This window comes from Faecalibacterium sp. 7 (assembly GCF_049562865.1).
In the GTDB taxonomy this organism is placed as follows: Bacteria; Bacillota; Clostridia; order Oscillospirales; family Ruminococcaceae; genus Faecalibacterium; species Faecalibacterium wellingii.
In genome coordinates, this window is sequence record NZ_CP186911.1 from 88123 (window position 1) to 107398 (window position 19276).

17 protein-coding genes and 6 tRNA genes are annotated in these 19276 nt (G+C 56.6%); 13 read left to right on the forward strand and 10 right to left on the reverse strand.

Translation table 11 applies throughout. The annotated features are described in order from the left end of the window. Nucleotides 1–254 precede the first annotated feature (254 nt). On the reverse strand, nt 255–2246 hold the full coding sequence (locus tag ACKXF7_RS00535) for a DNA gyrase/topoisomerase IV subunit B (protein ID WP_423741863.1): 1992 nt from the start codon (nt 2244–2246) through the stop codon (nt 255–257). Between the two features lie 26 nt (nt 2247–2272). Beyond that, on the reverse strand, nt 2273–2425 hold the full coding sequence (locus tag ACKXF7_RS00540; RefSeq protein WP_423741864.1) for a hypothetical protein: 153 nt from the start codon (nt 2423–2425) through the stop codon (nt 2273–2275). A 149-nt stretch (nt 2426–2574) separates the two neighbouring features. On the opposite strand from ACKXF7_RS00540, the gene ACKXF7_RS00545 reads away from it, so the two are divergent. From ACKXF7_RS00545 to ACKXF7_RS00565, 5 genes are all read left to right on the forward strand, one after another. Next, a tRNA-Phe gene (locus tag ACKXF7_RS00545) sits at nt 2575–2650 on the forward strand. A 31-nt stretch (nt 2651–2681) separates the two neighbouring features. Beyond that, nucleotides 2682–2757 (forward strand) — tRNA-Gly (locus tag ACKXF7_RS00550). Between the two features lie 29 nt (nt 2758–2786). After that, nucleotides 2787–2863, forward strand: a tRNA-Asp gene (locus tag ACKXF7_RS00555). An 86-nt stretch (nt 2864–2949) separates the two neighbouring features. Further along, nucleotides 2950–3025: transfer RNA gene (locus tag ACKXF7_RS00560), tRNA-Gly, on the forward strand. Nucleotides 3026–3053: 28 nt separating this feature from the next. Beyond that, a tRNA-Cys gene (locus ACKXF7_RS00565) sits at nt 3054–3128 on the forward strand. Nucleotides 3129–3543: 415 nt separating this feature from the next. On the opposite strand, the gene ACKXF7_RS00570 is transcribed toward ACKXF7_RS00565, so the two are convergent. Then, nucleotides 3544–4026: a GNAT family N-acetyltransferase gene (locus ACKXF7_RS00570; RefSeq protein ID WP_339395319.1), complete on the reverse strand. Its 483-nt coding sequence runs from the start codon at nt 4024–4026 to the stop codon at nt 3544–3546. Between the two features lie 122 nt (nt 4027–4148). Between ACKXF7_RS00570 and recG the strand changes: the two genes are divergently transcribed. After that, on the forward strand, nt 4149–6209 hold the full coding sequence (gene recG, locus ACKXF7_RS00575; RefSeq protein WP_423741865.1) for an ATP-dependent DNA helicase RecG: 2061 nt from the start codon (nt 4149–4151) through the stop codon (nt 6207–6209). A gap of 69 nt (nt 6210–6278) precedes the next feature. Here the strand turns inward: recG and ACKXF7_RS00580 are convergent, their stop codons facing one another. After that, complete coding sequence (locus ACKXF7_RS00580) at nt 6279–6971, reverse strand: metallophosphoesterase (protein WP_423741866.1); 693 nt, start codon at nt 6969–6971, stop codon at nt 6279–6281. 175 nt (nt 6972–7146) lie between these two features. On the opposite strand from ACKXF7_RS00580, the gene ACKXF7_RS00585 reads away from it, so the two are divergent. Then, the gene (locus ACKXF7_RS00585; protein ID WP_423741867.1) at nt 7147–8487 is read left to right on the forward strand and encodes a D-alanyl-D-alanine carboxypeptidase family protein; all 1341 of its coding nucleotides are present in this window, start codon (nt 7147–7149) and stop codon (nt 8485–8487) included. A 79-nt stretch (nt 8488–8566) separates the two neighbouring features. Here the strand turns inward: ACKXF7_RS00585 and ACKXF7_RS00590 are convergent. Further along, a tRNA-Gln gene (locus ACKXF7_RS00590) sits at nt 8567–8640 on the reverse strand. 313 nt (nt 8641–8953) lie between these two features. On the opposite strand from ACKXF7_RS00590, the gene ACKXF7_RS00595 reads away from it, so the two are divergent. The 6 genes from ACKXF7_RS00595 to ACKXF7_RS00620 all read left to right on the forward strand — a co-directional run bounded on the left by ACKXF7_RS00595 (nt 8954) and on the right by ACKXF7_RS00620 (nt 13836). Beyond that, the gene (locus ACKXF7_RS00595) at nt 8954–9412 is read left to right on the forward strand and encodes an InlB B-repeat-containing protein (protein WP_249238175.1); all 459 of its coding nucleotides are present in this window, start codon (nt 8954–8956) and stop codon (nt 9410–9412) included. A 55-nt stretch (nt 9413–9467) separates the two neighbouring features. Continuing rightward, a complete protein-coding gene (locus tag ACKXF7_RS00600; RefSeq protein WP_339395324.1) occupies nt 9468–9689 on the forward strand; it encodes a hypothetical protein in 222 nt (73 codons plus the stop codon). Nucleotides 9690–10069: 380 nt separating this feature from the next. Further along, nucleotides 10070–10543 carry a hypothetical protein gene (locus ACKXF7_RS00605; RefSeq protein ID WP_423741868.1) on the forward strand — a complete coding sequence of 158 codons (474 nt, stop codon included), beginning with the start codon at nt 10070–10072 and terminating at the stop codon, nt 10541–10543. A 78-nt stretch (nt 10544–10621) separates the two neighbouring features. Next, entirely contained in the window at nt 10622–11212 is a 591-nt protein-coding gene (gene lepB / locus ACKXF7_RS00610; protein WP_423742588.1) for a signal peptidase I, read from the forward strand. A gap of 200 nt (nt 11213–11412) precedes the next feature. Further along, complete coding sequence (locus tag ACKXF7_RS00615) at nt 11413–12894, forward strand: SpaH/EbpB family LPXTG-anchored major pilin (RefSeq protein ID WP_423741869.1); 1482 nt, start codon at nt 11413–11415, stop codon at nt 12892–12894. Nucleotides 12895–12990: 96 nt separating this feature from the next. Further along, nucleotides 12991–13836, forward strand: a complete 846-nt coding sequence (locus ACKXF7_RS00620) for a class C sortase (RefSeq protein WP_423741870.1) — start codon at nt 12991–12993, stop codon at nt 13834–13836. 127 nt (nt 13837–13963) lie between these two features. Here ACKXF7_RS00620 and ACKXF7_RS00625 read toward each other — a convergent pair whose 3' ends face one another. The 5 genes from ACKXF7_RS00625 to ACKXF7_RS00645 all read right to left on the reverse strand — a co-directional run bounded on the left by ACKXF7_RS00625 (nt 13964) and on the right by ACKXF7_RS00645 (nt 19272). Next, nucleotides 13964–16111, reverse strand: coding sequence for a polyribonucleotide nucleotidyltransferase (locus tag ACKXF7_RS00625; protein WP_339395329.1), 2148 nt, complete (start codon nt 16109–16111; stop codon nt 13964–13966). 197 nt (nt 16112–16308) lie between these two features. Further along, the gene (gene rpsO, locus ACKXF7_RS00630; protein ID WP_005933138.1) at nt 16309–16563 is read right to left on the reverse strand and encodes a 30S ribosomal protein S15; all 255 of its coding nucleotides are present in this window, start codon (nt 16561–16563) and stop codon (nt 16309–16311) included. A 157-nt stretch (nt 16564–16720) separates the two neighbouring features. Continuing rightward, nucleotides 16721–17560, reverse strand: a complete 840-nt coding sequence (locus ACKXF7_RS00635) for a lysostaphin resistance A-like protein (RefSeq protein ID WP_423741871.1) — start codon at nt 17558–17560, stop codon at nt 16721–16723. 212 nt (nt 17561–17772) lie between these two features. Continuing rightward, a complete protein-coding gene (gene rfbB / locus ACKXF7_RS00640; protein ID WP_423741872.1) occupies nt 17773–18837 on the reverse strand; it encodes a dTDP-glucose 4,6-dehydratase in 1065 nt (354 codons plus the stop codon). 3 nt (nt 18838–18840) lie between these two features. Next, on the reverse strand, nt 18841–19272 hold the full coding sequence (locus ACKXF7_RS00645) for a hypothetical protein (RefSeq protein ID WP_348584710.1): 432 nt from the start codon (nt 19270–19272) through the stop codon (nt 18841–18843). Nucleotides 19273–19276: the final 4 nt, after the last annotated feature.

Sequence of the window (19276 nt, forward strand, 5' to 3'; positions counted from 1 at the left end):
CGCTCTGCCCATATTCAGCGGAAAATATTTTTTATTTTTGCAGCTCAGGATGGCCTGCGGGCCATCCTGAGCTGCTCTTTCACCGATGGAGCCGTTCCGGTTTTCTGCATTTTTCCCTTAAAATGCCGTGACCCGTTGGGGCCTTCTTCGTGAAAACGTGATTTGGAGCAGCCCGCAGGCTGCGACAAATCACCAAATTAAAATAACGTTACCTCTGTCATTGCCAGAGCGCAAGCGGAGGCAATTTAAAATCATCAGCTCACATCCAGATCGTCCAGATACTCTGCGCCGTGCTGGGCGATATGCTCCTTGCGGCCTGCAAGGTTATCACCCAGCAGGATGTCGAACACCTGCGCGGTCTGCACCACATCGGTAGGCATCACTTTAATAAGGCGGCGGCTTTCCGGGTTCATGGTGGTCAGCCACATCATCTCGGGGTCGTTCTCGCCCAGACCTTTGGAGCGCTGGATGGTATATTTTTTCTCCCCGATCTCTTCCAGAAAAGCGGCCTTTTCCGGTTCGGTATAGGCAAAATAGGTGCGTTCCTTCGTGGTGATCTCGTACAAAGGCGACTCGGCGATATACACATAGCCCTTCTCGATCAGGGTCGGCGTCAGGCGGTAGAGCATGGTGAGCACCAGCGTGCGGATCTGGTAGCCGTCCACGTCGGCATCGGTACAAATGACGATTTTATTGAACCGCAGGTTGTCGAGGTTGAAGGTCGCCAGCTCCTTGTTGTGCTTGCCGCCCAGCTCCACGCCGCAGCCCATCACCTTGATGAGGTCCACGATGACGTCCGACTTGAAGATGCGGGCATAGTCCGCCTTCAGGCAGTTCAGGATCTTGCCGCGGATGGGCATGATGGCCTGATATTCGCTGTCCCGGCTGGACTTGACCGCACCCATAGCGGAATCGCCCTCCACGATGTACAGCTCCCGGCGGGAGGCGTCCTTGGTGCGGCAGTCCACGAACTTCTGCACCCGGTTGGCAAGGTCGATCTGGGTGGACAGTGTTTTTTTGATGCTCTGGCGCGTTTTTTCCGCATGTTCGCGGCTTTGTTTGTTCACCAGCACCTGCTGGCAGATCTTCTGGGCCTCCTCCGGTTTTTCCAGAAAATACACTTCCAGATAGTGCTTGAGGAAGTCGGTCATGGCCTGCGAGACGAATTTGTTGGTGATGGCCTTTTTGGTCTGGTTCTCGTAGCTGGTGCGGGTGGAAAAGCTGGAGGACACATACACCAGACAGTCCTGCACGTCCTGAAAACTGATGGCGCTCTCGCCCTTTTTGTACAAATTCTTTTCCTTCAGGTACTTGTTGATCTGGTAAACAAAGGCGGTGCGCACCGCGTGCTCCGGGCTGCCGCCGTGCTCCAGCCAGGAGGAGTTGTGGTAGTATTCCAGCAGCTGCACCTTATTGGAAAAGCAGAAGGCTGCGCTCATGCGCACCTTATAGTCCGGCTGGTCCTCGCGATCCCGGCCCACAGCCTCGCTCTCGCAGCTGAACACCGGGGTCAGGGTGTCCTCCCCGGCGGTTTCGGCCACATAGTCCGCAATGCCGTGCTCATAGCACCAGCTCTCCTTCCAGGGCTTGCCGGTGGCAGGGTCTTTTTCCTTTTCGTCAGTAAAGTTGAGGGTAAGCCCTGCATTGACCACGGCCTGACGGCGCAGCACATCCTTATAGTAGCTGCCGGGCACATCGATGTCGGTGAACACCTCATCGTCCGGCTTCCAGTGGATGATGCTGCCGGTGCGGCGGCCCTTGTATTCCTCTTTGTGCAGGCCGCCCACATTTTCGCCCTTTTTAAAATCAAGGTGATAGTGGCAGCCGTCGCGGTAGATATCCGCCGTCATCCACGCAGAAGCATACTGGGTAGCGCACAGACCCAGACCGTTCAGGCCAAGGCTGAACTCATAGTTATCCTCGCCTTCGCCGTACTTGCCGCCTGCATACATCTCGCAGAACAGCAGTTCCCAGTTGTAGCGGCCTTCGCCGTTGTTCCAGTCCACAGGCATGCCGCGGCCAAAGTCCTCCACGATGACGCTGCCGTCCCTGCAGCGGGTGACGTTGATAGTGTCGCCGTGGCCGTCGCGGGCTTCATCGATGGAGTTGGAGACGATCTCAAAGATGGAGTGGGCACAGCCCTCCACGCCGTCCGAACCAAAGATAACAGCCGGGCGCTTGCGCACACGGTCGGCACCTTTCAGAGAAGTGATGCTCTCGTTGCCATATTCCTGTTTTTTTGCCATGCTGCTCCTCCCGGCCCCGCTCTCTTTTAAAAAACGGAGCCGTCTTGCTTCAAATCAAAACGCCTTTGCTCTTTTTGCTTATATATAAGTATACGCAAGAGTAAAGAGCAAAAGCGCCTGTGTTCTTTTTCTATTATTAAACCATAGGTTGTTAATCTTGTCAAATGTTCTTTGCGCATCCTTTTGATCTCCTTTCTGTTCAAAAAAGTCGTTCTTATTTTGTGCGATAAAGCGACCAAAATCAAGAAAGTTTTAATTTTCTTGAAAAAATTTGAATTTACCCCTTTACAAAATCGAAATTTCAGGTATAATAATCATCGTCCGGTGCGCCTCTGTAGCTCAGTCGGTAGAGCAGGGGACTGAAAATCCCCGTGTCATTGGTTCGATTCCGATCGGAGGCACCAGTCAAGGAAACCCAGCAGGGTTTCCGAATATGCGGCCGTAGCTCATCTGGTAGAGCGCCACCTTGCCAAGGTGGAGGTAGCGAGTTCGAGCCTCGTCGGCCGCTCCATAACGGAGCAGCAAAAGTTGCTCCAATATGGCCCGGTAGCTCAGTTGGTTAGAGCACCAGCCTGTCACGCTGGGGGTCGTCGGTTCGAGCCCGATCCGGGTCGCCACCAAGAAAGCGCAAGCTTTCACCTACTTTGAAACTTGTTTTCAGGGCATCAGAAATGATGGGTGCAAGGTAAAATGCACCGAATATGCGGCCGTAGCTCATCTGGTAGAGCGCCACCTTGCCAAGGTGGAGGTAGCGAGTTCGAGCCTCGTCGGCCGCTCCAATGGAGTGGTATTCATCACTCCCTATATGGTGACGTGGCCAAGTGGTAAGGCAAGGGTCTGCAAAACCCTCATCCACCAGTTCAAATCTGGTCGTCACCTCCAAAAGATTCCCGGAAGCTTCGGCTTCCGGGATTTTTTGTTTTGCGCTGTCCCTGCCGGGGGCAAGGCCTGTGACTGTTCACCCCCCCTGTGTATCATAGGGATTTTTGAACAGTAGCCCTTGCCGGGGAGTGGGACGATTTAAAATGTGCTCCGCTGCGCTCTGCACATATTCAGCGGAATGATTATTTTTATTTCGCGTTTGTCGCGCTCTGCGGAGCGCTCCAAACGCTATTTTCACAGAAGGGCTGCAATGATTAAAAGTGCGGTCTGAATTGCAAATGCCGTTTTCCTCCACGACCCCTCCCGTGAAAAGGGGATTCAGAAAAGCCCGCAGGCTTTTCTGAATCCCGAATAAAAAAACTAATTCCGCTATTTATGCGCAGAGCGCACGCGGCGCGCATTCCAAACCGTTCTCTCAGAACCGCAGCCGCATCTGATACCACACCACCCCGCCGTGGGTAGAGCCGGAAACGCCCTCGTTCACAAAGCCGAACTTGGCGTAATAGTGCAAAAGCTTTTCCTTGCAGGTCAGCACCAGCCCCCTGCGCCCCTGTGCGCGGGCATCTGCAATGGCCCGCTGCAGCAGCAGCCCGGCGTAGCCTTGGCAGCGGCAGCGCGGGAGGGTGTTCACCCCAAAGATCATCTGCCATGCGCCGTTTTCATCATGCAGGGCGGCATCTGCGTACATCGCATCGGTCAGGTCGGGCGTGTCGGTGCAAAAGCCGTCCACAAAGGCCGCCAGCTGCCCATCCTCAAACAGCAGCCAGAAGTGGTTTGCATAGTGTGCCAGCCGCCCGGCAAATTCCTCTGCCGTGGCAGCCTCCGCTGCCGGAAAACAGGCCGCCTCCACGGCGGCAATGGCAGGCAGGTCATCCATAGTCGCGTTGCGGATCTCCATGGTATTTCCCCTTTTCTTTTTTCTATTCAGTGTACCACAGCCGCCGCGCAAAGGCAAAGTGTTTGCATCTGTTCCCTGTCCGTGCTACAATGGCTATACTGCTATAGAAAGGAGCTGACGCCATGCCCACCGAAAACCATACCACCCTTACCCCGGATACGCCGGTGCGCTACCTGAAGGGCGTCGGCCCCAAGACCGCCGAGCGGTTCGAGAAGCTGGGCATCGTGACGCTGGCCGACCTGCTATGCCACTACCCCCGCAGATATATCGACTTCACGAAGCCCTACTCCATCGCAGAGGCCCCCGCCGATGTGGAATGCGTGGTAAAGGCTGAGGTGTTTGCTAAGCCCGGCGGGCGCATCCTGCCGGGCGGGCGGCGGATGGAGCGCATCACCGCCGGGGACGATGTGTCCAGTCTGGAGATCACATGGTTCAATAATCCCTATGCCGCCCAGAAGCTGCAGCTGGGGCAGGAATACTATTTTCAGGGCATCGTTACCGGCGGGATGCTGCGCCGCCAGATGGTCAACCCGCAGGTGCGCACAGCCGAGCAGATCAAAGTTTCTCCCTTTGAAGCCGTCTATCCCCAGACTGAGGGCCTGACCAGCAATGCCATTGCCAAATGTGTGCGTCAGCTTCTGCCCCACGCAGAGCTGCTGCCCGACCCGCTGCCGCCGGAAATGCTGGCAAAATACCGTCTGCTCTCCAAGGCAGATGCCGTGCGGGCCATCCACTGCCCTGCCACGGAAGAACAGGCCTATGCCGCCCGGCGGCGGCTCATTTACGAAGAGCTGCTGGTGCTGCAGCTGGGCATTGGCCGGATGAAAAACCGGGGTGCCGTTGCCACCGGTGCCCCCATGCAGCTTGCCGACCCATCCCCATTCTGGGCCAGTCTGCCCTTCTCCCCCACCGGTGCCCAGCGCCGGGCCGTGAGCGAGATTCTGGCCGACATGGCGGGCCAGACCTCCATGAACCGCCTTTTGCAGGGCGATGTGGGCAGCGGCAAAACGCTGGTGGCGGCTGCCGCCATCTGGGCGTGCATCCGGGCGGGGTATCAGGCCGCGCTGCTGGCCCCCACCGAAATTTTAGCCGCCCAGCACGCCGAGGGCCTGAACCGGATGCTTGCCCCCTTCGGGATGCGGGTAGCCCTGCTGACCGGCGGCATGAAGGCCGCTGCACGACGCACCACGCTTGCCGCCATCCGGAACGACGAAGCCGACCTTGTGGTGGGCACCCACGCCATCCTCAGCGAGGGCGTTGAATTTGCCCGGCTGGGCCTTGCCGTGATCGACGAGCAGCACCGCTTTGGGGTGCGGCAGCGCGGGATGCTGGCCGAAAAAGCCGCGAACCCGCATCTGCTGGTGATGAGCGCCACTCCCATCCCCCGCACGCTGGGCCTGCTCATCTACGGCGACCTGGACATCTCCATTCTGGACGAGCTGCCCCCCGGGCGCACCCCGGTCAAGACCCGGTGCATCACCGGCAAAAAGCGGCGTGACCTCTATCATTTTCTCGATCAGGAGATCGGCAGAGGGCGGCAGGTGTATCTGGTCTGCCCCGCCATTGAGGATGTGCCGGACGGCGGGCTGAATGCCGTCAAGAGCTACTACGAGGACATTGCCAAGGCCCTGTTGCCGGACCGCCGGGTGGGACTGATGCACGGCAAGCTGAAGCCCAAGGAGAAGGCCGCCGTCATGGAGGACTTCAAGGCCGGGCGTCTGGACGCGCTGGTGTCCACCACCGTCATTGAGGTGGGCGTGGATGTGCCAAATGCCAGCGTAATGGTGATCGAAAACGCAGAGCGCTACGGCCTGAGCGCTCTGCACCAGCTGCGCGGCCGCGTGGGACGCGGCGCTGCGGAAAGCTGGTGCTTCCTTGTCAGCGACAACCAAAGCGAAAATGTACAAAAACGGCTGAAATTTTTGTGCAGCACCACGGACGGCTTTGCGGTGGCGCAGTACGATCTGGAGACCCGCGGCCCCGGCGACTTTTTCGGCAGCCGCCAGCACGGCCTGCCCACCCTGCAGATCGCCGACCTGATGAACGACACCCGCACCCTTCACGCCGCCCAGAGCGAGGCCGCCGCCATGCTGGCAGAAGACCCTCTGCTGGAAGCACCGGAGCACGCGCTGCTGGAACAGCAGGTGCAGCAGATGTTCGAGAAAGCCGGAGCCATGAACTGATCCGGAGTTTTTTGCGCACAAACAGCAGCAAATGCAAAAGCCGTTGCACGGCTGGTGCAGCGGCCCCTGTTATCGAACGGAACGCTTTGCGTGCCGTTCGCCCATGCTTATCACATCGCAGAACACGCAGCGGCTTTTGGTGGAAAGCTGGGTATCCTTATGATAGCAGCCAAAAAACCACTTGTCGTAGGTCAGCTTCAACAAAATTTTATCCAGAAAACTGTGCAGCTGGTTGTTCTCGCCGCTGGCAAGGGCGGTAAAATCCAAAAATCTGCTTGGCGCATCGTGGGTCAGCACATAATCCACTTTGTAATCGCAGGCTGCAAGGTTCTCCTCACAGAAGGCGTATTCCTCATCCGAGGGCATTTCTTCCTTCCACCAGTTCACGCCGGGTTCCCGGTCCTCCCGGTCCTGACTTTCCGCACCGCCAAAGCACAGATACTTTTTTCCTTCCAGTTCCAGCACGCTGCCGCGGCACACATGGTACACATTGCCGCCCAGTGCCTGCACCTTCCCGCCAAAACGTTCCTCGGTGGGATACTGCTTCAAAAGATCATAGTTTTCGTGGCTGCCGTCCAGAAACAGCAGGGTATACGGGCGCTTGCGCAGCCAATCCAGCTTTTTCTGTTCCTCCCTGCTGCCGTCCCACACAAAACCGAAATCCCCCAGCACCACCACGGTGTCCCGTTTGCCCAGCCAGCGCAGCTTGCCGTGTTTGAAGCGGTCGATGTCGCCGTGGGTGTCCCCTGTCAGATATACCATTCCTGTCCTCCCTGACCGGATGTGAAATCGGCACAATAAGCCTTGTCACACCCCGCTAAACCTGTTATTATAAAGAATACAGCCTTCCGCTGTGATCTCGTTCTTACCCGGCGCACTGCGCTTGTGCCGTGCTGCCTGTTGTTTTATATTATCGCTTTTTAAAGGAATTGTCCACATGAAACGTATTTTTGCACTGGTTTTGTCGTTCGCTGTCCTGTTCAGCTGCCTGCTTTTGCCTGCCGGCGCCATGTTCGACCCCACCCCGGTCTATCAGGTGCAGGCGCAGAGCGCCTACATCGTCAACACTGACACCAACATCATCGTCTACGATAAGGACAGCGCAAAGCAGGTACCGGCCGGCGGCCTGACCAAGTATATGACCGTTGCCCTGCTGCTGACCAACTACGCCGACCATCTGGACGACACCTTCCAGATGCCGTTCGCCATTTCGGATTATGTATACAACACCAACAACGCCGACATGCGTTCCAACGAGACCTTCACTTACCGGGAAGCTGTCTACGCCATGCTGACCCGCAACGCCAACGAAGCCGCCATGGGTCTGGCCTACACCCTTTCCGGCGGCGATCTGGCCGGTTGGGTGAGCCAGATGAACACCCTGTCCCAGCGCATCGGCACCACCGGCAGCACCTGGACCGATGCCTGCGGCATCGACAGCGGCAATGTGACCTGCGCCGTGGATATGTACCTGATCCTGCGCTACCTGATGAGCTTCGATGCCTTTGCCGAGATCTCCGGTGCCCCCACCTTTACGATGCCCGCCAAGGAAAAGCACCGGTCCTCCTCTATTCTGGTCAGCCAGAACGCCGCGCTGAGCAAATCCAGCGGCGGCAAATACTACCGCAGCGCCATGCAGGGCGGCATGTGCGATGTGACCGCCTTTAAAAACGACAGCGGCCGCCAAAGCTATGTTTCATGGGCCAACAAGGACGGTGCCACCTATATTTTCTGCGTGATGCAGAGCCCCGACACCTGCGACGATTTCGGCTACGCCAACCGCCGCCCCGCCCTGTGCGAGACCGTGAAGCTGATGGACTGGGTGTTCGACAGCTTTTCCATTCAGGCCGCGCTGGACACCGACCTTACGCTGGCCGAGATCCCGGTGAAGTATTCCTCCGACACCAGCTCCCTGCAGCTGTACCCCGCCGACAGCATGATGACCCTGCTGCCCTCCACCGGCGACGGCAGCGTGACCCAGAAATATTTTCACCTGCCGGATGCGGTCAGTGCGCCCATCCAGCAGGGCGATGTGGTGGGCACCGTGGAACTGAAGCTGGCCGGTGAGACCATCGGCGTGGTGGACCTGATCGCCGGGCAGGATGTCAGCCTGAACCCGCTGCTGTTCACGGTGGCCCGGTTCCGGGAGTTCCTTGGCAGTCTGTATCTCAAAGTTGTGATAACGCTAAGTATTATCTCTGCCGTAATCTACTTTTTATGGACGTTCCTGAACGGCTGGAACCGCCGCAAGCCCACCAGAAAGATCCACCGCCGCTGAGTTTTGCACCGTCCAGCCGCACTTTGTGGAAAAAGTGACGCAAAAAGCCCCGCCAGCCTTTTCAGGATGACGGGGCTTTTGGTTGCGCCAGCAGGAGTCGAACCTACGATGGGGGAGTCAAAGTCCCCTGCCTTACCGCTTGGCGATGGCGCATCGTGCAAGATATTATACCATATTCTTTGTTTTTCCACAAGGGGAAGGCTCCACTTTTCCGCTTTTGCGGCCATCCTCCGCAGCCTTTTGTGCTGCTTGATTTGTAAAAAAGCGGTTTTTTTCATTCCTGCAGCAAAATCCGCCCGATTTGTTGCGCTTTTGTTGCACTCTGTGTGGTAAAAATAAATCTGAATAAACCTCCTCATCCCGGCTTTTTCGTCTGCTGCCCTGCGGCGGGGGACACGAGGTCTGTTCTGGTGTTTCCGCAGTCGGCTGCACCATCCCCCAACTCGTCAGGAAAGTGAGGAGTCCTATGAAAAAGATCCTGAAAATGCTGGTTCTCGGCCTGCTCAGTGCGGCGCTGCTGTGTTGTGCACTGCCCTCCGCCTTTGCTGCAGAGCAAAAGGACGCACAGATCTACACCATTGGTCTGGATGCCATGGGCGGCACCAGCTCTGTTGTGGCCGTTACCACCAACCTGAACGGCAAGCTCAGCGCTCTGCCCGCCCAGCCCACGCTGGACGGCTACACCTTTGATGGCTGGTACACCGAGACGGTGGGCGGCACAAAGGTCACCACTTCAACGGTGTTCACGGGGGATACCACCGTGTATGCCCACTGGACCGTCAAGAGCACCGCCGCTTCCAGCAGCACCAGCACCTCCAAGCCCGCTCAGCCCGAGCAGACGGAACAGGATGACGGCATGACCCTGAGCATCCTTACTGTTGCCGGTGCCCTGCTCACCACGCTGGCCGTGGCTGCCTTTATGTAACGACCTGTTTTCGCCTTACACTTCATCAAACCATCAATCGAAAGGAAGATCCCCCATGTCTGTTATGAAACTGCCTGCTAATTACGCCGTCATCAATGAAGAGGAAATGGTCTATCTGGACGGCGGTGCCAGCGACCTGTACAACGACTTCCTGAATGTGGGCAAGGTGTTCAACGCCATCGCCCGCATCTTCTCGGGTGCAAGCTCCATCATCAACAACGTCAACGTGATCTATCAGTCCTTCCTGACCCTGAGCGACCTGCTGAAGGGCTTCTGAGCGCATCCCGCGTTTTCTGTAATTTTCAAGAACTGTTCTCATTTAGGGGGACAGTTCTTTTTGTTTTCATCCATTCTTTCAATCTTCCGCAGCGGCACTCCATTTATTGGAAAATATTTTTTATGATTTTTGCAGAAAGATGCATAAAGCAGCCTTTTTGTTACGCTTTTGTTGCAGTTTCTGTGATAATATTGTTACACATTCGTGTCAGTGTTGTTGCACATCGTATGCTATCCTATAGATTATGCGTTTGACTTTTAAATATACGCAGTCCGGTGGAAAGACGGTATCTCAAAGCCGCCATTTTCACAACGGAAAATTTGTGTTTGATAACTTTTTTCCGGTCGCTCAGACCATCTTTTGCGGAGAAACAGACCATTATGCCAGACCGTGAACTGCGGCGGATGCGCCGCGCCGAATTAGTCGAGATCATTCTGGCTCTCAAGCAGACCGAGGACAGGCTCCGGGCAGAGAACGCTGCCCTGTCTGCCCAGCTGCAGGAGCGTCAGATCCATATTGAAAACGCCGGTTCCATTGCGCAGGCCGCGCTGGAGCTGAACAAGGTGTTTGAAGCCGCACAGGCCGCTGCGGACGAGTACGTTGCATCGGTGCGCGCCGCAAACAAAAACACCGATGCCGCCGCCAATGCCCTGCGGGCACAGGCTGAGGCCGAGGCGGAGCAGATCCTTGCGCAGGCCCAGACCGAAGCCGCGAACCTGAAGGCCCGCACCCAGAAAGAGTGTGACGAGCAGGCAGAGGCTGCGGCGCGCAGCCGTGCCCAGACCGAGGCCGACTGCAAGGCCATGCTTGCGCGGACCCAGCAGGAGAATCCGGCAGCGCTGGGCCGCCTTTGACCGCCGCGCCAGTGAGCTGCTGGACGGCTACCACAGCACGGAGTTCCTGCCGGAGGAGCGTGCCGACAAATGCGACAAATGAAAGAACAAAAGATCAAGTTCACGCCCATCCCCTCCACCGCCGAGGTAAAGGCAGAGTGTGACCGGCTGGCTTACCGCCGCCGCTACCTCCGCGTGCTGCGCAGCACGGTGTATGCCCTGCTGGTGGTTGCAGCCATTGCGGTGCTGTTGGCCACCCTGTTTTTGCCGGTGCTTCAGGTCTCCGGCGACAGCATGAACCCCACCCTGCAGGACAAGGACATCATTCTGCTGGTCAAGACCGGCGACATGAAAACCGGCGACCTGTGCGGTTTTTACTGGCAGAACAAGCTTCTGCTCAAGCGTGTCATCGGCCTGCCGGGCGATGTGATCACGCTGGATGAGGACGGCGTTGTTACCGTGAACGGTCAGACGCTGGATGAGCCATACGTGGACGAGCTGGCCTTGGGGGAATGCGACATCAAGTTCCCCTATCAGGTGCCGGAAAACCGCTATTTTGTGCTGGGCGACCATCGGGCCACCTCCATCGACAGCCGCAGCAGTGTGATCGGCACGGTGGAAAAAAGCCAGATCGTGGGCAAAGTCTTTCTGAGGGTCTGGCCCTTGTCCGGTTTTTCGCTGATGTCCTAGTTCCGGCGGGGCGTTATTATTTTGTATCAGCAGGCGGCGCAGCTTTAACGCTTACCGCTCTGATGTGTTTGGTCTGCAGAGTGTGCAGATGCAGAAGGCAGGGCTGCCCCCTTCTTACGCAGCGGCAAGGTCATTCCTGCGCTGTATGCGGACCCGATATAGGAATCAAAAGCAAAATTTGAGAGGAGTTTTTACAAACGATGAAGAAGACGTTCAAAAAACTCATGGCGGCTCTGCTGGCTGTTGCCCTGCTATGCGCCATGGCGGTGCCTGCGTTTGCGGCAGAGGATGCATCCGGCACCAGCAGCAGCAACGGTTCTATTACGATCAATAATGCTCGTGCTAATGCAGTTTACAAAGCATACAAGATGTTTGACGTCATCAGTTCCAAAACTGAAAATGGCGAGACCACCTATGTCTATAAAGTGGATTCCGCTTGGGAAACCTTCTTTAAGACCGGCGCTGGAAAAGATTACATTACTGTAGACGCTCATGGTCAGCCTAATTGGAACACAAATAAAAATTCTACTAACAAGTCGGATGATTTGGAATCCTTCGCAGAAGCTGCTCTGAGCTATGCATCGACTAGCAATATCTCTGTCACCGGCACTGGTAGAACTTCTGGTACCGATGGCTCTGAAGTCGTTGTCACGATCAATAATCTGCCTTTAGGCTACTATGTCATCGACACTTCTGTGGGTGCTCTGTGCAGCTTGGGTACTGTTGGTGATAATAACGCTACCATTGAGGAAAAGAACGCTATTCCTACTATCAATAAGACGATTGATACTGATAAAACCACCAACGATGCCGCTATTGGCGACACCGTGAACTATACTGTTACCATTCACGCGAAGAAGGGTGCCACCAATTACGAGCTGGTCGATACCATGACTAAGGGCCTGACCTTCAAGCAGAATTCTTTAACTGTGAAAGTGAACGGTGTTGCTATCGATTCTTCTAACTATGATTTGACTGTTGATAGCGCCGCATCTGACGGTAGTGTTACATTCCATGTTAAGTTTAAACAGACCTATTTGGATACTCTGACAAGTGATACGACTATCGTTGTCTCTTATCAGGCTGAGGTGAACAAGGATGCTTTGATCTACAACAGTGCCAACACCAATACCGCTAAGCTGAAGTATGGCAACACATCTACCGTTGAGTCTCAGACCACAACCTACAGCTATAAGTTCGATTTGGTCAAGACTGACAGCACCAATAAACTGCTGACTGGCGCAAAGTTCGTTCTCCATAAAACCGAGACCGGTTCCAATGATTTGGTATCTTTTATTAAGGTAAGCGCTAACAATTATCGTGTTGCAGATTCTACTGAACTTGACAGTGCAACCACCGAAATCGTTGTTGAGGACAAGGGAGCTGTTACTATTTCCGGTCTGAATAAGGTCAGCTACTGGTTGGAAGAGACTAAGGCTCCTGATGGCTACAATCTGTTGCTCGATCGTCAGAAAGTTGATATGACTCAGAGTTCCAATTATACTGCTATAGTTACCGGTGATACCTACACGAAGGACGGCGTGCAGGTCATCAACAACGCCGGTGCTACCCTGCCCTCCACCGGCGGCATGGGCACCACCCTGTTCTACGTCATCGGCGGCGGCCTGATGGTGGCAGCAGTGGTCCTGCTGGTCACCAAGAAGCGCATGGAGAACAAGTAATTCTTCTCCCCGGAAAAATCCTATAGCAACAGGAGATGCGGAGGTCTTGCGGCCTCCGCATCCTTTCCTTAATCTTATAACGTTAGGGAGCAGCCCATGAAAAAGAACAAAAGCACCATCATCCTGATCCTCGTCTTTTTCGTGGGTCTATCCGTGATGTTATACCCCACCATCAGCGACTACGTCAACCAGCTGCACCAGACCCGTGCTGTGGCCAACTACGCCGCCGATGTGGATAAGCTGTCGGATGCGGATTACACCGCCTATTTTGAAGCGGCCGATGCCTTCAATGCGCAGATCGCCGCAGATCCGGATGCCCTGTATTTTCCGGACCGGTTCCCGTCCTACGAGAGCACGCTGGACGTGACCGGAACCGGCATCATGGGCTACATCACCATTGAAAAGATCGGCGTGGAGCTGCCCATTTACCACGGCACCAGCGATGCCGTGCTGCAGGTGGCCGCCGGTCATCTGGAAGGCACCAGCCTGCCGGTGGGCGGTGCCAGCACCCACGCAGTCATTTCGGCCCACCGGGGCCTGCCCAGCGCCAAGCTGTTCACCAATCTGGATCAGCTGGAGGTAGGCGACACCTTCACCATCACGGTGCTGGACCGGACCCTCACCTACGAGGTGGACAACATTTCCATCGTCCTGCCCACCGAGACCGACAGCCTGAAGGTGTCGGAGGGCAAGGACTACATCACCCTGATGACCTGCACGCCCTACGGCATCAACACCCACCGGCTGCTGGTGCGGGGACGCCGCATCACCACACCGGACAAGCTCAAGCACATCCGTGTGACCTCCGACGCCATCAAGATCGAGCCCATCCTCACCGCGCCCATCATGGCGCTGCCCCTGCTTCTGGTGCTGCTGTTCTGGCTGCTGTTCGCTCCCCGCAAACGCAGCTCCGCAAAGGACGAAACGCACAAAACGCAATGAGCAGCCGCTTTTATCCGCGGCTTTGTACGGAATAAGATCTCCAACAAAAAAGCATCTGCAGCCGTAATGACTGCAGATGCTTTTTTTGCCTGTTCAGCGGTCCTCCCGGAGGGAGAGCCGGTTTTGTTTACTGCTGTGCCTGCTGCTCGGCGCGCTTGGCTTCCAGCGCCAGAATGGCGTCGCGGCGGCTCAGGTTGATGCGGCCCTGCTGGTCGATGTCGGTCACCTTGACCACGATGGCATCACCCACGGCCACAACATCCTCCACGCGCTCCACACGCTTGGTGTCCAGCTTGGAGATGTGCACCAGACCTTCCTTGCCCGGTGCGATCTCCACGAAGGCACCAAAGTTCATCAGGCGGGTCACCTTGCCCTTGTAGATGGCACCGATCTCGGGGTCCTCCACAATGGTCTTGATGGTAAAGATGGCGCGCTTTGCGTCCTCCTGATCCACGGCAGAGACGAACACATGGCCGTCCTCCTGCACATCGATCTTGCAGTTGCAGGTGGCGCAGATGTCCTGAATGACCTTGCCGCCCTTGCCGATGACGTCCTTGATCTTATCGGTGGGGATCATCATGCTGAACATCTTGGGTGCGTAGCGGCTCAGCTCGTGGCGAGGCTCTGCGATCACCGGCTTGATGATCTCGTCCAGAATATACAGGCGGCCCTTGCGGCACTTCTCGAAGGCCTCGGCAATGATGTCGTAGGTCAGGCCGTCGATCTTGATGTCCATCTGGATGGCGGTGATGCCCTTGCGGGTGCCGCCCACCTTGAAGTCCATATCGCCGTGGAAGTCCTCCACGCCCTGAATGTCCAGCATGGTCATCCAGCGGTCGCCCTCGGTGATCAGGCCGCAGGAAATGCCGGCAACGGGTGCCTTGATGGGCACGCCTGCGTCCATCAGTGCCAGCGTAGAGCCGCAGATGGATGCCTGAGAGGTGGAGCCGTTGGAAGAGAGCACTTCAGACACGCAGCGGATGGTGTAGGGGAACTCTTCCAGCGAGGGCAGCACCGGCACCAGAGCACGCTCTGCCAGTGCGCCGTGGCCGATCTCGCGGCGGCCGGGGCTGCGCGGTGCGCGGGCCTCGCCCACAGAGTACGGCGGGAAGTTGTAGTGATGGATATAGCGCTTGGTCTGCTCGTCGGTCAGATCGTCCATCAGCTGGTTGTCCTTGGTGCCGCCCAGAGTGCAGGTGGTCAGCACCTGGGTCTGGCCGCGGGTGAACATGCCGGAGCCGTGCACGCGGGGCAGGATGCCCACCTCGGCAGCCAGCGGGCGGATCTCGTTGATGCCGCGGCCATCCACGCGCTTACCCTCATCCAGCAGCCAGCGGCGCACCACGAACTTCTGCATCTTGTAGCTCACGAGGTCGAGGTCAGCGGCGGTCAGGTCGGGGTATTCCTCGGCGATGCGGTCCATGATGGGCAGCAGGGCGGCGTCACGCACGTTTTTGTCGTCGGTGTCCATGGCGGCCTTGAAGTCGTCCAGATACTTGTTCTGGATAGCGTGGAACACGTCCATATCCAGACCCACCACCTGAAAATCGATCTTCGGCTTGCCGCGCTCGGCCACGATCTTGTTGATGAACTCGATGATCTTTTTGATCTCCACGTGAGCGGCCTTGATGGCGTTCAGCATGGTGTCCTCGTCCACCTCGTTGGCACCGGCTTCGATCATCACGATCTTGTCCATGGTGGCGGCAACGGTCAGGGCCAGATCGCTCACCTTGCGCTGTTCCTGCGTGGGGTTCAGCACGATCTCGCCGTCCACCAGACCCACCTGCACGCCGCCGATGGGGCCGTTCCACGGGATGTCGGACACAGCAGTGACCAGAGAGGCACCGATCATACCGGCGATCTCGGGGCTGCAGTCCGGGTCAAGGCTCATCACGGTCATGGTGATGCACACGTCGTTGCGCATTTCCTTGGGGAACAGCGGGCGCATGGGGCGGTCCACCACGCGGCTGGTCAGGATGGCGCGCTCGCCGGGGCGGCCCTCGCGGCGCATAAAGCTGCCGGGGATGCGGCCTGCGGCGTAGAGCTTTTCCTCATACTCCACGTTCAGGGGGAAGAAATCCACGCCCTCGCGGGGCTTGGGGCTCATGACCACGTTGCACATGACGCAGGTCTCGCCGTAGCGGATCAGTGCACTGGCGTTGGACAGGCCGCACATCTTGCCCATTTCTACCTTGAACGGGCGGCCGGCCAGCATGGTTTCGTAGACCTTGAAGTTTTCAAAGGTCTCTTTGCGGGAACCAAATTCAATTGCCATTGTTTTTGCCTCCTTGTTTTTGCGGATCTTTTATTCTCCAAAGGCTGCGGCACGCGCATCATAGCAATAAATCCAGCGTCCCTGCCTGCAGGCACAGGCGCTCGATTTACTGCTGCAACACGCTGCCGCCGCCATTTGTACAGAAAATATAAAAAGCAAAAGGCAGGCACCTTTGCGGTACCTGCCCTCTGTTTAAATTACTTACGCAGACCCAGAGTTGCGATCAGAGCACGGTAACGCTCGATGTCCTTCTTCTGGAGATAAGCCAGCAGATTGCGGCGGCGGCCAACCATCTTCATCAGGCCGCGGCGGCTGTGGTGATCGTTCGGGTTCTTCTTCAGGTGCTCGTTCAGCTCGTTGATGTGAGCGGTCAGCAGAGCGACCTGGACTTCGGGAGAGCCAGTGTCCTTCTCGGTCAGAGCGACTTTGGCCATAACTTCCTGCTTGTTCATAGTAACATACCTCTTTATAAAATTTTATGTGCCAATGGAACAGCGGCGGGAAACGGCATTCCCAAAAGCGGGCATACTCCCAGCCCCGTACCACGGTAACAGATACAGTATACCAGAACCCTGTGCAAAATGCAAGGATATTTTTTGCATCCTGCCTTTATTTTTTTACGTACTGGTGCCAATACAGCTGCACCTCCGGCAGTTTTTTCCTGCGCAGCAGAAATGCGGTGGGGATCAGGTACAGCAGCACCGACAGAAGCATGGAGGCATCGTAGCCGCTCACGGCTTCGGCCACCGTGGTGGTGCCGTACAGCCCGCCGATGAGCATGGAGGAGATATCCATTGCGCCGTGCAGGAACACCGTCACCCAGAGGTTGCCGGTGCGGAAGTAGACTGCGGCAAACAGCGTGCCCAGCGAAGCCGCAAACACGCACTGCATCAGCACGCCAAAGGGTGCCGAGCCCAGAATATTGGTCAGGTGCGCCGCACCAAACAGCACGCCGGACAGCAGGCAGGCCTTCCACACACCGGCACGGCTGGTGCCGAAGTGTTCCAGCAGGGCCTGGGCGATGACGCCCCGGAAGATGAACTCTTCCGCCACGCCCACCATGGCCATGTTGGCCAGAAAGGTGCAGATGCGCACAGCGGGCTGCAGCATGCCATTCTCCGGCCGGCCCAGCAGCAGCGAACCAAAGGTGTTGTAGCCGATGAACACCAGCGGGTACATGCCCACCAGCAGACCGTTGAAAAAGCCGCTGCCGCGGCGGCGCAGCAGCCCGGCACGGTCTGTCCGCACCAGAAACAGCACCGCCACCAATGCGCCCACCAGCTCCTGCAGGGTGCTGTAGAGGTATGTATCCAGTGCAGAAAAATCTGCCCGGAGCAGCACCAGCACAATGGTAAAGATCAGGTCGGTGACAAACAGGCTTGCCAGAAAGACCACTTCGGCCAGAACACAGAATACGATCGGGTGCGCAGTGCGCAGTCGTTTGAGCATGAGGTACCCTCCTGAAATGTTGATAGCTCTATTCTAACACACTTTGCCGCAAAACGATATAGCCAACACAAAAAAGCAAGTGCCCCGCATCTCCATCAAAAATTTCCGGTCTTTGATGAAAAGCGCTGCACTTGCTTTGATGTCAGAACAGCAGTTTCAGAACGCCGCATTTTGCAGCAGCCCCATATGAGGGGGCTTTTCTATACCGTCTGTTACTTATTCTTATACATATCCTGATAGTAGTTCTGGTAATCGCCGCTGGTGACGTGGTCCATCCACTCCTGATGGTTCAGGTACCAGTCGATGGTGAGCACGATGCCCTTCTCGAAGGGGGTCTCGGGGTACCAGCCCAGATCGTTCTTGATCTTGGTGGGGTCGATGCCGTAGCGGCGGTCGTGGCCCAGACGGTCGGCCACATGCTTGATGAGTAGTTCGCTGATGCCCTCGTCCTGCAGACGGTCGTGCAGCTGGTTGATGATGGTCTTGATGATGAAGATGTTGGGGCGCTCGTTGTGGCCGCCCACGTTGTACACCTCACCGATCTTGCCGCCGTTGGCCACCATGTCGATGGCCTTGCAGTGATCCTCCACATACAGCCAGTCGCGGATCTGCATACCGTCGCCGTAGACGGGCAGCTGCTTGTGGTGCTTGACGTTGTTGATCATCAGGGGGATCAGCTTCTCCGGGAACTGGTAGGGGCCGTAGTTGTTGGAGCAGCGGGTGATGTTCACCGGCATACCGTAGGTATCGTGGAACGCCATAACGAACATATCGGCGCTGGCCTTGGAAGAAGAATAGGGGCTGTGGGGGCACAGCGGAGTGGTCTCCATAAAGAAGCCGTCCGCACCCAGAGCGCCGTACACCTCATCGGTGGACACCTGCAGGTACTTCTTGCCCTCTTTCCAGGTCTTGGCGTCGGCGTCGTACCATGCTTCCTTGGCACGCTGCAGCAGGTTGACGGTGCCCATCACGTTGCTCTGCACAAAGATCTCGGGGTTCTTGATGGAGCGGTCCACATGGCTCTCGGCGGCAAAGTTGATGACGTAATCGAAATCATACTTCTGGAACAGGCTTTCCACCAGCTCCTTGTCGCAGATATCGCCCTGCACGAACACATGGCGGGGGTCGCCCTCCACGTCCTTCAGGTTTTCCAGATTGCCGGCGTAGGTCAGCTTATCCAGATTGACCAGCAGGATCTCCGGGTACTTTTTGAGCATATAATGCACAAAGTTGGAACCAATAAAACCGGCGCAGCCGGTGATCAGATAGGTTTTCATAAATCAAGTTTCCTCTATATCGTTTGTATCCGCCGCAGCTTGCGCACTGGCGGTGTTGTTGTCTCTGGCTTCTTCTGCATGATAGTGCTTTGCAATCACGCATAACTCTCGGTTCATGGTATTGATCGTCCTGCTCATTGCTTTGGTATATTCTGCCAGACCGCTGCTCATGTTGCTCAGTTCTTCGTGGGTGGCTCTGGTATACTCCACCAGCTCTGCAAAAGCGTACATCGCCCATGCAAGGAACATCTGCAACATCCAGAGCACCACAGCAGCTACCAACCCCAGCACAATGGCTGCAAAGAAACTGAAGTATTTCAGCCCCTCATAAACATAGCCGTACAGCATGACCGAAAGCACAAACGCCAGCACACACTGCACCTTTGCAAGGAGCTTCAGGGCCTTAACAGGTCTGCTAAAAATCGCATCCAACATGATA